This is a genomic window from Salibacterium qingdaonense, assembly GCF_900114715.1.
In the GTDB taxonomy this organism is placed as follows: Bacteria; Bacillota; Bacilli; order Bacillales; family Marinococcaceae; genus Salibacterium; species Salibacterium qingdaonense.
On the sequence record NZ_FOTY01000027.1, the window covers coordinates 1 to 14,589 of the forward strand.

The 14,589-nt window shown below is 48.4% G+C and carries 11 protein-coding genes and 3 pseudogenes; 6 read left to right on the forward strand and 8 right to left on the reverse strand.

Translation table 11 applies throughout. The features are described 5' to 3' along the window. A pseudogene (locus tag BM058_RS14835) lies at positions 1 to 228 on the reverse strand (IS1380 family transposase); the annotation flags it as partial. A gap of 140 nt (positions 229 to 368) precedes the next feature. On the opposite strand from BM058_RS14835, the pseudogene BM058_RS14840 reads away from it, so the two are divergent. Then, a pseudogene (locus BM058_RS14840) lies at positions 369 to 638 on the forward strand (transposase); the annotation flags it as partial. Positions 639 to 664: 26 nt separating this feature from the next. Here the strand turns inward: BM058_RS14840 and BM058_RS14845 are convergent. After that, complete coding sequence (locus tag BM058_RS14845; protein ID WP_090927916.1) at positions 665 to 871, reverse strand: hypothetical protein; 207 nt, start codon at positions 869 to 871, stop codon at positions 665 to 667. Positions 872 to 1,065: 194 nt separating this feature from the next. Between BM058_RS14845 and BM058_RS14850 the strand changes: the two genes are divergently transcribed. Further along, positions 1,066 to 1,557, forward strand: a complete 492-nt coding sequence (locus tag BM058_RS14850; RefSeq protein ID WP_090927918.1) for a hypothetical protein — start codon at positions 1,066 to 1,068, stop codon at positions 1,555 to 1,557. Positions 1,558 to 1,794: 237 nt separating this feature from the next. Here BM058_RS14850 and gdhA (BM058_RS14855) read toward each other — a convergent pair whose 3' ends face one another. Further along, on the reverse strand, positions 1,795 to 3,174 hold the full coding sequence (gene gdhA, locus BM058_RS14855) for an NADP-specific glutamate dehydrogenase (RefSeq protein WP_090927920.1): 1,380 nt from the start codon (positions 3,172 to 3,174) through the stop codon (positions 1,795 to 1,797). 2 nt (positions 3,175 to 3,176) lie between these two features. Between gdhA (BM058_RS14855) and BM058_RS14860 the strand changes: the two genes are divergently transcribed. Further along, entirely contained in the window at positions 3,177 to 4,082 is a 906-nt protein-coding gene (locus tag BM058_RS14860) for a TatD family hydrolase (RefSeq protein ID WP_245737026.1), read from the forward strand. 552 nt (positions 4,083 to 4,634) lie between these two features. Here the strand turns inward: BM058_RS14860 and gdhA (BM058_RS14865) are convergent. Beyond that, entirely contained in the window at positions 4,635 to 6,017 is a 1,383-nt protein-coding gene (gene gdhA / locus BM058_RS14865; RefSeq protein ID WP_090927922.1) for an NADP-specific glutamate dehydrogenase, read from the reverse strand. A gap of 201 nt (positions 6,018 to 6,218) precedes the next feature. Then, positions 6,219 to 6,386 (reverse strand): hypothetical protein, encoded by a 168-nt coding sequence (locus tag BM058_RS18360; RefSeq protein ID WP_177195580.1) that lies wholly within the window; start codon positions 6,384 to 6,386, stop codon positions 6,219 to 6,221. A gap of 145 nt (positions 6,387 to 6,531) precedes the next feature. Between BM058_RS18360 and BM058_RS14870 the strand changes: the two genes are divergently transcribed. Then, positions 6,532 to 7,422, forward strand: a complete 891-nt coding sequence (locus BM058_RS14870) for a LysR family transcriptional regulator (RefSeq protein WP_090927924.1) — start codon at positions 6,532 to 6,534, stop codon at positions 7,420 to 7,422. A 171-nt stretch (positions 7,423 to 7,593) separates the two neighbouring features. On the opposite strand, the pseudogene BM058_RS14875 reads toward BM058_RS14870, so the two are convergent. After that, positions 7,594 to 8,987, reverse strand: a pseudogene (locus tag BM058_RS14875) (L-cystine transporter). Positions 8,988 to 9,329: 342 nt separating this feature from the next. Between BM058_RS14875 and BM058_RS14880 the strand changes: the two are divergent. Next, complete coding sequence (locus tag BM058_RS14880; RefSeq protein ID WP_090927926.1) at positions 9,330 to 9,740, forward strand: hypothetical protein; 411 nt, start codon at positions 9,330 to 9,332, stop codon at positions 9,738 to 9,740. A 555-nt stretch (positions 9,741 to 10,295) separates the two neighbouring features. Here the strand turns inward: BM058_RS14880 and BM058_RS14885 are convergent. Together BM058_RS14885 and BM058_RS14890 are read right to left on the reverse strand one after the other, a co-directional pair. Then, positions 10,296 to 11,405: a 5-methyltetrahydropteroyltriglutamate--homocysteine S-methyltransferase gene (locus BM058_RS14885; RefSeq protein ID WP_090927928.1), complete on the reverse strand. Its 1,110-nt coding sequence runs from the start codon at positions 11,403 to 11,405 to the stop codon at positions 10,296 to 10,298. A gap of 122 nt (positions 11,406 to 11,527) precedes the next feature. Continuing rightward, on the reverse strand, positions 11,528 to 12,418 hold the full coding sequence (locus tag BM058_RS14890) for an AraC family transcriptional regulator (RefSeq protein ID WP_090927930.1): 891 nt from the start codon (positions 12,416 to 12,418) through the stop codon (positions 11,528 to 11,530). Between the two features lie 218 nt (positions 12,419 to 12,636). On the opposite strand from BM058_RS14890, the gene BM058_RS14895 reads away from it, so the two are divergent. Then, positions 12,637 to 14,574: a glycoside hydrolase family 127 protein gene (locus BM058_RS14895; RefSeq protein WP_090927932.1), complete on the forward strand. Its 1,938-nt coding sequence runs from the start codon at positions 12,637 to 12,639 to the stop codon at positions 14,572 to 14,574. Positions 14,575 to 14,589 lie beyond the last annotated feature (15 nt).

The following is a 14,589-nucleotide window of genomic DNA, read 5'->3' on the forward strand; positions in this document are numbered from 1 at the left end:
GGATTCTTCTATCCAGTCAAAATCATTTTTTCCCTGAGAGAGAAGACCGAGATAGCTGTACACGACATCGCCGTGGGAAATCGCGGCCGACGATGTTAAGCCGGGCATGGATAAGGAATGGAGACGTTTATGTAAGTTCAAGGATTGAAGAAGTTCCCCTATCAAGAGAAGTCCACTGGCAGATATAATATAATTATCCGTTAATTGGATATCAAATCGACGTTTCATTTTTTCACCTTCCGGGTGCATTCATCCAATAAGATGAATAGGATCTTATCCCCTATTTTATCAAGGTTTTGAAGGGTATGTCGAAAGATATTATCACGGATTCAGGTGTCATGATAATGAAAGAAACACCGGATGTCCGTATGTGGAAAGATGTATATGAAGGCTTCAGCGGATTAACGAAAATGGAGCAGACAGCTTTATTTGATGCAATGAAGCGAGGTTTGTTTTCGGAAGAACCAGACAAAATCACAAAACGACTCAAAACCATTCATGAGGCACGATTTGATTCTGGAATGGCTTGTGTTCATTGCGGGAGAATTCCTGTTAAGCGTAATGGTAAGTATCATTCTCTACAACGCTATCTATGCAAGGATTACGGTAGAACATTCAACGGTATGACTAATACGCCATGAAGAGGCCGGTTAAAAATAGCAATTTAATCGCTTTTCTCATTTACAGACTTAGTATTCTTAATCAACTTATAAAGCTGATATATACTACCAATTGCTATAACGGAACCAATTATGACATAAGAAACTTGAAAATCATTCAGTGCATAAGAAGCAATGATACCTAAAGCAATTAGGACTATAAAGATATGAAAGCCTACTTGAAATTTCGTATATCCATCAGATTTATTCATAATACGCATCCCCCAACTTAACTACCTTGTTGAATTATATACTAATTTTAACAAAAAAATGAAGAGCGGCAAAATATTTAATAAGACCACAATCTTTGAGAAAACAGCCTTATAAAAAGACAGAACCTAAAAATCCGTGGTGCGATGAATGTGTCACTAATCACGTACACAGATTACAAAGAGGGAGGTAAAACATGAAACGAAGCAGCCTGAAACCTGTAGAATACCCGGATTCGATGACGGTTCGTATTGCAGGGGTTGTATTTCTTGGTTTTCTTCTTCAAGTACTGCTGGACAATATCCTGCCAACATTACATCATTACTATCAATCCCATGACGGCGGTTCTTATGATGGAGATCTTATTGCTCGTGGCGATGCTCTCCTGGCTTATATTATGTGGATCTTCCCTGTTGCTTTTTACTGTTTTACTATACCAAAGAGTAAATTATTTCAAGGCATCTTATTCACGACTGTCGTCATGCTTCCATTAATATGGTATGACTATTATGACTTCATGGGGGTGCATGACAATATTGAAACAATCAGCATTTTCCGGCATGCCTTTTTCTCCGTGCCGTTCATGTTTACGCTGCATTTACTGCTGCCGGAACCTGACCCTCTGCCAAAACAGGAAATCGAGCCCCAAAAGCGGCGCTGTTCTGCTATGGAGCACTCCAGGTGGTAGGCGGCATGAAATGTTCTACACTGTGATTTTAAGGGCTGGGCACATTTTTTCTTTGCGGGGGCGCGTTACCGGCCAAATGGTGCTGCATACAAGCGGAGTAGTGTCGAATACATGCCAAATCGGCCGCGATACATGCCAGCCCCGCAGCAATACATGCTGAATTCCAGAAAATACGGGCCGGGGCCGGAAGCTGCATACAAAAAAACGGAGCCCGGGCTCCGTTTTTTTACATGTCTATTATACGATCCCCTGCTTAATCATCGCGTCGGCTGTTTTGACGAAACCGGCGATGTTGGCGCCGGAGGCCAGATCGCCGGAACGGCCGTAGGACTGGGCGGCCTGGGTGCTGTTCTGGTAGATGGTTTTCATAATGTCCTGTAATTTGTCATCGACCTCCTGGAAGGTCCATGCCAGACGGCTGCTGTTCTGCGCCATTTCGAGAGCGGACACAGCAACACCGCCTGCGTTGACGGCTTTGGCCGGGGCAAACAGGACGCCCGCCTCCTGGAACGTGCGGATCGCCTGCAGGGTGGACGGCATATTCGCGCCTTCCCCGACCGCTTTGACGTTGTTTGCTGTAAGTGTCTTTGCCGCTTCTTCGTTGATTTCATTCTGCGTCGCGCAGGGCAGGGCGATGTCGCAGGCTGTCTGCCAAATCGCCGACGGATTGTCGTGATGCTCGGCGTCCGGATGATAGGAGGTGTAGGCGGACAAGCTGTTCCCCTGTCTCTGTTTCACCTCCCGGACTGTTTCGATATTTATGCCGTTTTTGTCGTAAATGTACCCGCGCGAGTCACTGCACGCCACAACATGCGCGCCGAGCTCGGCCGCTTTTTCCATCGCGTGGATCGAGACGTTACCCGCACCCGACACGACGACGGTTTGATTCTCAAACGACTGCCCGTGATCTTTCAGCATCTCTTTCATAAAATAAACGGCGCCGTATCCGGTGGCTTCCGTGCGGCCGAGAATACCGCCGTGCTCGATCGCTTTGCCCGTGAAAGCGCCGGATTCAAAGCGGCCGCGCAGTTTTTTGTACTCGCCGAACATATAGCCGATTTCTTTCGGACCAACACCGATATCACCCGCCGGAATGTCGGTATCCGGGCCGATATAACGATGCAGTTCATTCATGAAACTTTGGCAGAACCGCATGATTTCAGCGTCCGATTTTCCTTTTGGATCAAAATCAGCCCCACCCTTACCGCCGCCGATCGGCTGCTCCGTCAGGGCATTTTTCAAAATCTGTTCGAATCCGAGAAATTTAATAGTTCCGGCGTTCACCGATGGATGAAAGCGTGTACCGCCTTTGTACGGCCCGAGGGCGCTGTTGAACTGCACGCGGAACCCGCGGTTTATGTGCACGGAACCCTCATCGTCGACCCACGGGACACGGAAGGTGATCATCCGTTCCGGTTCCACCATCCGCTCGAGGATATTTTCCTTCCTGTACATCGGATAGGCTTCAAACACAGGTTCCAGCGCATCGAAAATTTCCCGCACGGCCTGATGGAATTCATCTTCGCCCGGGTTGCGCTCGACCATCTGCTGATATACGCGGTCTATGTAGGCACCGGCTTCGGTCTGTTCGTTTTTTTCTCTATGGGTGGTTGTCATGATTGATTCCAGCCTCTCTGTTGAAAGTTGTCCTGCCGGGAGAAGTATACCCTTTCTGCCTCGGTGAAAAACACAGCGGGGGAGGGTTTGCCGCAGCCAGCAGAGGGAATACTGAGTATAAAAAGACATGGGAGGCGGGAGTCGTGTTTGATGCGCATATTCATTTGGAACAGTACGATAACCTGGATGAACGGATAAAACGATGGCGCGAAGCCGGTGTGAAGCAGGTAACAGCGGTATCCAACGACCTCGCCTCGTCGTACAGGACGCTTGAAATCAAGGAGCGTTATCCGGATGTTGTCAGGGCGGGGTGCGGGTTTCACCCGGAACAGCCGCTGCCTGAGACGTCGGAGTGGGAAGAGTGGAAGTGTCTCGTGAAGCTCGAGCGGGAGCATATTGCCTGCATCGGTGAAATCGGACTGCCCCATTACGAACTCGATTATCTGCCGTCACCGCTCGAAGCGTATGAGGAATTTCTCGCGGAGTGCCTGCTTGTCGCGCGGGAGTTGAAACTGCCGGCTGCGCTGCACGCGGTGCATGACAAAGCGGAGCTGGCATTTGACATTCTGCGCCGGGAAGCGCCGGCTGTCCCCGCCCACTTTCACTGGCTGAAAGCACCGGAAGATGTAGTGGCACGCATCACGAAGGCAGGGTACATGGTATCGGTCACACCGGAAGTCTGTTACCGGGAACGGGACCAGCGGCTCGCGGCCGCGGTACCGCCGGATCGGCTGCTTGTCGAAACCGACGGTCCGTGGCCGTTCCAGGGCCCGTTTGCCGGAATGGAAACCACGCCGGAGCTGCTTCATGATGTAATCGCAACGCTTGCCGGTATAACAGGGGAGAAGGAAGCAGATCTGGCGGCGCGGACGCAGAAGAACGCAGAGCGGATGTATGGCGGTATGTAGAAAATGGAGGCGTTTGTTTGTTGCGTTCAGGTTGTGAGGAAAGCAGGTGGACACACGTTCGTTGGGAATGGGTTATAAGGCACTTTAGAAGATCCGGTGTCCCCCAAAACGTCGTTAGGAAAGCTTCCCAGAGCACTTTAGAGGGTTCCGCACCCCCATAAACGTCACCATGAACGAATCCGGGTTACGTTTAGCCGGGAAATGAAGGGATAAACGCAACCCGGGGCTCGGGCCGATGCGTGAAAAGGGAGAGGAATAATCCATAAAGCACTTTAGGGGGTAACACAGGCTTTAAAACGTCGTTGGGCATGTTGCATGAAGCACTTTAGAAGATCCAGCGTCCCCTGAAACGTCGTCAGGAAAGCTTCCCAGAGCACTTTAGAGGGTTCCGTACTCCCCTAAACGTCACCATGAGCGTATCTACGTTACGTTAAGTGGAAAAATGAACGGATAAACGTAACTTAAAGCGAATAAACCGTGTGCTCCCGGCATACATCATAAAGCCGGATGTCTATTTGATAGACATCCGGCTTTAATGTATGCTCCTGAATATCAAACGACCCCTTGGTCTGCCATGGCGCCGGCGACTTTGAGAAAGCCGGCGATGTTGGCACCGGCGGCCAGATTTCCGGATTGACCGTATCTCTCCGCAGCCTCCACGCTGTTTTGATAGATGGTTTTCATGATATCCTGCAGCTTTTCATCTACTTCTTCAAATGTCCAGGAAAGCCTCGTGCTGTTCTGGGCCATTTCGAGGGCGGATACAGCGACGCCGCCTGCGTTCACGGCTTTGGCTGGTCCGTATAATACATCATTATCCTGGAAAACATGAACGGCATCCAGCGTACAGGGCATATTTGCTCCTTCTCCCACTGCTTTCACGTTGTTCGCGGATAAAAGCTTCGCCGCTGTTTCATCCAGTTCATTCTGGGTCGCACACGGCAGGGCGATGTCACAGGGGAGAGACCATATGCCGGATCCTGTTTCTCCGAACTCGGCATCGGGATGTTCGTTCACGTACTCGGCAAGGCTTTCTTTCCGCTCTTCTTTGATGTCCCGGATCGTCTGCAGGTCAATGCCGCCGGGATCATAAATGTACCCGTTTGAATCGCTGCATGCCACAACGTATGCCCCGAGGTGAGCCGCTTTTTCCATTGCATAAATCGAAACATTTCCCGAACCGGATACAACGACGGTCTGTCCCTCAAAGGATAGTCCGTTATCTTTGAGCATCTCCTGCATGAAATAGACCGTGCCGTAGCCCGTGGCTTCTGTCCGGCCGATACTTCCGCCATACGGCAGTCCTTTCCCGGTAAGTGCCCCGGCTTCAAAACGCCCGCGGAGCTTTTTGTACTGTCCGAACATATACCCGATTTCTCTGGGTCCGACGCCGATATCGCCGGCCGGTACGTCTGTATCCGGACCGATATGACGGGAAAGTTCGGTCATGAAGCTTTGGCAGAAGCGCATGATTTCGGCGTCCGATTTTCCTTTTGGATCAAAATCAGACCCGCCCTTACCGCCGCCGATCGGCTGAGATGTCAGGGCATTTTTGAAAATTTGTTCGAAGCCGAGAAACTTAATGATGCTGGCGTTTACGGTCGGATGGAAACGCAGTCCCCCTTTGTACGGCCCGATCGCACTGTTGAACTGCACCCGGAAGCCCCGGTTGACGTTCACGTGCCCCTGATCATCGACCCAGGGAACCTGGAAGGAAATCGTTCGTTCTGGTTCCACCATTCGTTCGAGGATGCCATAGTCCATATATGCCGGATTGGCAGCAAGAACCGGAACTAGAGAATCAACGATTTCACGCACGGCCTGGTGGAATTCATCTTCATTTGGATTACGTTTTGTCACGGTGTCAAATACATTGTCTACGTATTGCTGTGCACGGTTTATGTCAGTCTGCGTCGTATTAACAGCAGTCACCATGTCACTATCCCAACCTCTCTTCAACACAGACAGTTTAGTGTGTGTATTCTGAAAAATCTGTTATAGAATATTTTATAATTGATAGCTCAATCAAAACAATACGAAATAGAGATTGGTTTCATGCTGTTATGAGATAAGGATGAAATAAAGGGAATGGGGTGGTTATGTAATAAACAGCCGGCCGGCTTAGATAGGGGTGGGTTACTGGTTGTCAGATGCAGGTTGAGTCACAGGACGCATATGGTTCGTCCCGTATTTCCGGTTCACCTGTTCTATCCGTTTTCTGCGGAGGGACTCCGACATTTCCGGTTTCGTGTAATCTTCTCGTATGACCTCTTTTTGCCATAATTTCCAGGATGCTTTGTTCACAAGAAATTCTCCTTTCCCAGACAGTACTATGTTGAATCATTGTAAAGGAAACGATTCAAGTGTATTGTAAAAGAGCAGGATTGTTCTAATCAATATAAATAAAAGATAGAACCTATATCAAAATGCGATGAACGGAGAGTCCAACGTGGAAATACGACAGTTGAAATATTTTATGGAAGTCGCCAAACGAGAACACATTACAGAAGCTGCTGAAGAACTGCATGTTGCGCAGTCTGCGGTGAGCCGCCAGATCGGTAATCTTGAGGCGGAACTCGGCGTTGATTTGTTTGTCCGGCAGGGCAGACGGGTTCGTTTAACACCGGTGGGAAGAGTGTTTCTGGAAAGCTCCAAAAAGTCTCTTCAGATGCTGGAAAACGCAACCCAGGAAGTGCAGGAGTATCTGCATCCGCACCGCGGAACCATCCGGATCACGTATCCGATCAGCATGGCGGCGTATACGCTTCCGACCGCGATCTCCTCGTTCCGCCAAACCTATCCGGATGCCAATTTCCATTTGAAACAGAATGTTTACTATGATGTGCTCGAGGAAGTGATGAGCGGCGAATTCAATATGGGTCTGCTTGCTCCGGTTCCCGAGGACCACGACCAGGTATACGGACACGTGCTGTTCACCGAAAATGTAATAGCGCTGCTCCCACAGGATCACGCGCTGGCCGGTGAACCGTATGTCACGCTGCATCAGCTGCGGGAAGAATCGTTTATCCTGCTTCCGGAAGGGATGCACTTCCGGGAATTGGTGATTGAAGCGTGCCGGAAACAGGGATTTGAACCGAAGACGGCCTTTGAGGGAGATGATGTGGATGCGTTGAAAGGGCTGGTATCGGCGGGCCTTGGCATAGCGTTGATACCGGAAGTCACCCTGGTGGATACAACGCCGCGCTATACCGTAAAAAAGAAAATCCGAAACCCGGATGTGACGCGCACCGTTGGTTTGATCACACCGAAGGAACGGGAGCTTCTGCCGACGGAACGGATTTTTTTCGACTTTCTCCATGATTTTTTCTCTTCTTTTTAAGAACGAGAGGAAGCGGCGGTGTTTGGAAATTCAAGTCGGGCCCGGGGTTTGTTGCGTTTAGCGGGAAAATGAACGGACAAACGCAGCATAGAGCGTATGCTGCCGGCGTCCCGAACTAAAAATATAAAAAAATGACAAACAACCGCCCTATACAAGAGCGGTTGTTTCATCTTACAGTGTTGATTCGTGTTCGACTGCTGTTTTGTCGTTAAAGGTATTCCAATTTAATTTTTTCAAGATACGTGATGACAGTGTACCTGTGAGCATAGAACCATTAACATTCAATGCGGTGCGCCCCATATCGATTAGTGGTTCAATGGAGATTAATAACCCGGCCAGAGCAACCGGCAGCCCCATGGACGAGAGTACAATCAATGCTGCAAATGTGGCACCACCACCGACTCCGGCCACACCAAACGAGCTGATTCCAATGATTAATACCAACTGAATCAAAAAACCAGGTGTGAAAGGATCTATTCCAACAGAAGGTGCGATCATAACAGCAAGCATGGCTGGATAAATTCCTGCACATCCATTTTGCCCGATGGTTGCTCCAAATGAAGCAGACATATTGGCAATGCCCTGATCAACACCAAGGGAATTCTTCTGGGCCTGGATGTTTAATGGATCGTTCCGGCACTGGAACGGGAGGTGAATGCGAAACTTAAAACCGGGAGTACTTTTTTTAAATAAGTCATGGGGTTCAGTCCAAATACACCAATCAGAACCAAGTGAATCAAAAACATAACAAGCAGGGCTGCGTATGACGCAATAACAAATTTACCTAACTGCAGGATTCCTGCCATCTCTGTACTGGCGACAGTTGTGGAAATTAATGCAAGTATACCGAATGGTGTTAAGCGTAGAATTAATGTAACGATACGCATGACAACGGAAAAAACGGTATTGACCCCTTTAGTAAACCGCTCTGCTTCTTCTGGATTTTTACGGCGCAATCCTAATACCGCAATGCCGACAATCATAGAAAAGATAACAACGGCTATAACAGACGTTGGACGATCCTGGGTCATATCCTGAAAGATATTGGAAGGAACAAAGCTTAGAATCCTTTCTGGCATGGATTCATCTTCAATATCTCCCAATGTTGATTCTAATACCGATCCCCGTTCCTGTTCAGCCTGACCGGACTCAATTTCGCCTGCATTCAGGTCAAAAACGGCAGCACTTCCGACTCCAACGAGAGCGGCCGCCATAGCAGTGGAGACGAGAGATCCGATAATCCAGGTCGACATTTTGCCCAGATCTGATGTTTTTTCCAAATTAATAATCGATTGAATAATAGAAACCATTACGAGTGGAACAACAATCATCATCAATAATTGCACATAACCACTGCCGACAATGTTGTACCATCCTATTGTCCCGGAAAGCACATCGGATCCTGTACCATATACAGCCTGCAGAATGACACCCAATAGAATTCCAAGGCCAAGCCCTGTAAAGACACGTTTACTGAATGAATAATGTTTTTGCTGCATGCGTATCAGGAGTCCAATAAGTGCAATAAGAACAACAACATTTAAAATAATATAAAATGTATTCATCATCATTTCCCCCTTTTGTTTATGTTGGATCCAAGTCCTTAACGGTCATGACATTTGAAAGTATGCATAAGAGTACATTTATATATCACTATCTCATATCTCCTCCTATAAACTTATAAATCATATAAGTTTAGTATGTTTTAAAAATATATTCCATGCGGTAAAATGTCAATAAAATCTTTTACAATGACTCTAAAGACACATATTGCGGAAATAGAAATGATATTCAATTTATCCCGGTGGAACAGTGGTAACATACATATAGAACGTGCAACATAAGCAGTATCCATCTCGTTTTTGTGGTAAACGAAAAACGAAAGGATGGCAGGGGATGCGTACTTTTTGAAATTAAATATCTTGAGTCTGCTGTATGGGTGTATGACAGCCGTACCATGTTTACTTTTATACAACACATACCGGATTGATAATCTCATTGGATTCAACACCGGAACGCAGGATATCATTTTCATCATTGTCACTTTGATTGTATACATTCTGGGAGCCGTCTCAGGCCTCTACCTTACAGTAACATGGTTAAAGAACCGCATTATCAGTATGTGGACGGTGCTGCTGTGGTTTCCTTATTGTCTTATTATTCTCAGGACCTTTGGATGGATATTTCCTATCACGAATGAAGGACTTGTACCTGGACCGGGTGGTGGATTTACTCTTATGGGAATATTCATACTTTCCATTATCTATTTGTTTTTCATCAATATACCTTGGATAAGTAAACGCATTGTAGAAGAATGATGGATACCGTACTGACTGTGATAAAAGAAAATGGAAAACACCGCTTCGTGTCCTGCGCTGAAGCGGTGTTTTTTTCTGTGCAGCTGGGCGGATGCGGCGTTCGTTACGTTTAAGCGGCGGGAAAGGAGTTCAAACGTCGTTAGAAATGGCTCATAAAGCACTTTAGTGAGCTTTGTGCCCGTATAAACGTCACTATGAATCATGCATAAAGCACTTTAGGGGAAGCTGCGCACCCCTAAACGTCATCATGAGCGATTCTACGTTACGTTTAGCGGGAAAATAAACGGACAAACGTAACCTGGAGCTCGTGCCGCTGCGTGAAAAGGGGGAGGAAATGTCCCTAAAGCACTTTAAAGGTTCGAGCCGCCTTTAAAACGTCGTTATGAATAGTCCCTAAAGCACTTTAGAGAATCCAGCGCCCCCTCAAACGTCATCATGAACCACCCATAAAGCACTTTTGTCGACCCATCCCCCCTTAAAGTGACGTAGAGCATGTCCCGCACATAAAAAAAGGGCAGGGAAAGCGCTGCGCTTTCTCCTGCCCTGCTGCGTGATTTACTTGCTGCCCCACACGTCGTCGGCGATGCGTTTGACGTGAGCCAGTTTTTCCCACTGCTCTTCTTCGCTCAGAATGTTGCCTTCCTCGGTGGAGGCAAAGCCGCACTGCGGGCTCAGGCAGAGTTGATCGAGGCTTACATACTCTGCGGCCTCGCGGATCCGCTTCTTCACGTCCTCGGGATCTTCGAGCTCGCCGAATTTTGACGTAATAAGACCGACCACGATGAAGAGGTCTGAGCGTTCTACGAAGCGGAGCGGTTCAAAGCCGCCGGCGCGGTCGGTGTCGTACTCGAGAAACAGCCCGTCCACGTTCAGCTTCTGGAAAATGGTCTCCGCTACTCGTTCATAGCCGCCGGACTCAATCCAGGCGGAGCGGAAGTTGCCCCGGCAGATGTGCATCGTGATGGTCATATCATCCGGACGGTCGGCGATGGCGTCATTGATGGTTTTAGCGTACCAGTTCTTAATATCTTCGGGATCAACGCCTTCCCCGAAAATCTCTGCGTCATGATTTTCCGAGCAGAAGTGCGACCAGGACGTGTCGTCGAGCTGCAGGTAGCGGCAGCCTTCGTCGTAAAATGCCTGAATCGCTTTTTTGTAAGCCTGGGCCAGGTCGTGGAAAAACGACGCCAGGTCCTCATACGCACTCTCGGCGAATTCGGTGCGGAAATGAAGCATGCTCGGACTCGGAATCGTCATCTTCGCCTCATGATCACCGGCCACGCTTTTGAGAAAACGGAAATCGTCAATCATGGAGTGCTCGTTGAAATCGATTTTTCCAACAATCCGGATGGCGCGGGCTTTTGTCGTGACCCCTTGAAATGGAATGCCGGATTCGGCTTCATACTCTTCCACCCCGTCGAGCTCGGCGAGAAAATCATAATGCCACCAGCCGCGGCGGAATTCGCCGTCGGTCACAGCATGAATGCCGGCTTCTTTCTGCTTCTCTACGATTTTCGTAATCTCCTGATCTTCGATGTCGCGCAGCGCCTGTTTATCGATATCCCCGTTTTCAAAACGCTCTCTTGCGTCTTTGATAGGTTCCGTCCGAAGCAGACTTCCGACATGATCGGCGCGGAATGGAGGTTTTGTTGACGTAATACTCATGACTATCCCTTCCTTCTCGTGAAAAGTTTCTATTCCATTGTAACACGTTAAAGAAGAAAATCGTACGAAAAATCAGAATCACATTCGAAGGAGAAATAATAGATGAAAAAATGTCCCGCGGATCACGTATTATTCATATGCGTGCGGTAGAATGCTTTTCGGAATTCAGTCGGTGTCATGTTTTCATATTTTTTGAACATCTTCATGAAATATTTCTCATCCTCGATGCCAAGCGCTGCCGCTACTTCTTTCACACTGCTATTGGTGCGGCTCAGCAGCTCTTTTGCTTTGGAAATTTTAAGCAGATGGATGTATTCGCTTAGATTCATGCCGATTTTGGATTTAAACAGACGTGACAAATAGTTTTTATTGTAGTTGAACTGCTCCGCCACTTTTCCCACCGTGATATCCTCAAACGCGTGAACCCGCGTCCATTCCATGATTCTAACCAGGTGATGATCCATTTGATTGTCTTTCAAATCATAATAGAAATTCGTGATATTCTGCTCGGACAGCTCAATCAGCAGGGACGTCAGTAAATAATGAACGCTCGTTGAGGTGTAGTAATTGGAGTTGTCGATATGAAGCAGCTGCTGAAACAAAATATTGACACGGTCCGACACAGCGCCGTGAAAATACTGCGGCAGGTAAATGTCGGAAATCGAGCTTTGGGTATCAGGATTTTTTCTTAAGCGGGAGATCTCCTGATCCATTTCTTCATTGCTGATGTGATATACCGGCGAGGGGGATACAAAGTGGACCCAGTAAAACGAAAGACCCGGGGCGCACGGACAGAAACCTTCGTGAATCTGATCCGGCAGCACGAGCATTGTCTGCCCGGGGTCGATGTTGTATTTCTGGTCCGACTGCTCCATATACAAGGTATCGTTGACCCCGATAATCAGCTCGTAACTGTCGATGACTCTTTTTTCATGTGTCCATGGTTTACTTGAGATAAACTGCCCGGCTGAAATAAATTCCAGTGGTTCTTTCGTGCTTGTTTTGATATGCATCCGTATTCTCCTTTGCACATATAGTAAGAAAAATACACCTATTCTTCCATATGAACTACCGACACCGTCACACGGTAGTGATATGATTTCGTTAGAAGGATAAGCTGAAATGACATATCAGGCGGTTCCAGGTACGGTGGCGCCTGGAATCCGGCAACTGTCCGGGTCATTATATTCCACTTATTCTTATACCTATTACTCGAAAGGGGATTCGTAGAATGACAAAAATGACAGCGCTATCAATATCAAATATAACATTTTCAGATAATTTGTGGAAGAAGAGACAGCAGCTCATAAGGGAATCGGTCATTCCTTATCAGTGGGACACACTGAATGACAATGTTCCCGGGGTGGAACCAAGTCATACGCTCGAAAACTTCAGGATAGCTGCAGGACTTTCGGACGCGACGTATTACGGCATGGTGTTTCAGGACAGTGATTTGTACAAATGGCTGGAAACGGTCGGCTATTCGTTATCGATGCACCGGACCGAGGAATTGGAAAAAAAGGCGGATGAAGCGATTGATTTGGTTGCGGCCGCGCAGGAGGAAAGCGGCTATATCCATACGTATCATCAGTGCGTGAGGCCTGATAAAAAGTGGACGAATCTCCGCGATGATCACGAACTGTACTGCGCCGGACATCTGATGGAAGCGGCCGTAGCCTACTTTGACGCGACCGGGAAGACAGTACTTTTAAACGTTGCCTGCCGGTTTGCCGATCTCATCTCAGACTTGTTCGGCCCGGGGGAAAACCAAATGAAAGGGTATCCAGGTCATCCGGAAATAGAGCTTGCACTGCTGAAACTGTATAAAGCAACAGACAACATTAAATATCTGAATAGTAGCAAATTTTTCATTGATGAAAGAGGGAACGAGCCGCACTATTTTGAATGGGAAGCCGCGCAGCGGGGTGACAACAAAGGAACGCCGCCTTCTTACTGCCAGTCCCATCTTCCGATCAGAGAGCAGTCGAGTATAGAAGGGCACGCGGTCCGCGCTGTTTATCTCTATACAGCGGTGGCGGAACTGGCGGCGGAAACGGGGGACCCTGAACTGGTGGAAGCAAGTGAACGCGTCTGGCGAAATATGACGGATAAGCGGATGTATGTGACAGGCGGCATCGGTTCGTCCCATTATCATGAATCGTTTTCGTTTGATTACGACCTGCCAAGCGACAGGGCCTATACCGAAACGTGCGCGTCCGTCGGGCTCGTTTTCTGGGCGGAGAGAATGCTTCAGCTTAAAGAAGACGCCTCTTATGCGGATGTGATGGAAAGAACCATCTATAACGGTCTTCTCTCCGGCATGTCGCTCGATGGTACGAAGTATTTCTACGTCAATCCGCTGGAAGTGTGGCCCGAAGCGGTGAAAACACGGAATGATCTATCCGACACGGAACTGGAGCGCCAGGGCTGGTTTGTGTGCGCGTGCTGCCCGCCTAACATCGCCCGTTTCATCAGTTCGTTCGGAGATTATGTCTACGCCTTTAAGGAGGACAGAAAGGAACTGCAGGTCAACCTGTATGCCGCCGGGGACGCAGTATTTTCAACCGATACGGAAAATATCCGTGTCCGGCAGACGACGGAGTATCCGTGGGGGGAGCACGTATCCTTTACACTAGATTCGGACAAAGGGGGTGTGGAGCTGACGGTGGCCCTTCGCGTACCGGGATGGTGCCGGAATCCGGAATTAAAAGTGAACGGCGAAACGGTGGACATTGAGGACGTCACAGAAAACGGATACGCCAAAGTGCACAGATACTGGCAAAAAGAAGATGACGTGACGCTGTTTCTGCCCATGGAAGTGGAATGGATCCGCGCGGACACAAGGGTGCGGGAAAACATCGGAAAAACAGCGCTGCAGAGGGGACCGATGGTGTACTGCCTGGAAGAACACGACAACGGAAGTGAACTGCAGGAAATTCTTGTGTCGGACGAAAGCCCGTGCGACGTGACGTTTGAAGAAGGAGACCTTGGCGGTATCAACGTGATTACCGGTCAGGGATACCGCGAAACGCTGCACGGCGATGCATTGTACACGACGCAACGTCCTCATAGAGAACCGGTAACGTTTAAAGCTGTTCCTTATTTTTCATGGGCCAATCGAACGCCGGGGGAGATGAGAGTCTGGCTCCGGGAAGCGAAGAACGACTAAAAATAGCTGCGGGTG

Coding starts and splice junctions, on each gene's coding strand:
- BM058_RS14890 (WP_090927930.1), bottom strand. CDS start 12,418: ATGCATATCAAAACAAGCACGAAAGAACCACTGGAATTTATTTCAGCC.
- BM058_RS14895 (WP_090927932.1), top strand. CDS start 12,637: ATGACAAAAATGACAGCGCTATCAATATCAAATATAACATTTTCAGAT.
- BM058_RS14845 (WP_090927916.1), bottom strand. CDS start 871: ATGAATAAATCTGATGGATATACGAAATTTCAAGTAGGCTTTCATATC.
- BM058_RS14850 (WP_090927918.1), top strand. CDS start 1,066: ATGAAACGAAGCAGCCTGAAACCTGTAGAATACCCGGATTCGATGACG.
- BM058_RS14885 (WP_090927928.1), bottom strand. CDS start 11,405: ATGAGTATTACGTCAACAAAACCTCCATTCCGCGCCGATCATGTCGGA.
- gdhA (WP_090927920.1), bottom strand. CDS start 3,174: ATGACAACCACCCATAGAGAAAAAAACGAACAGACCGAAGCCGGTGCC.
- gdhA (WP_090927922.1), bottom strand. CDS start 6,017: ATGGTGACTGCTGTTAATACGACGCAGACTGACATAAACCGTGCACAG.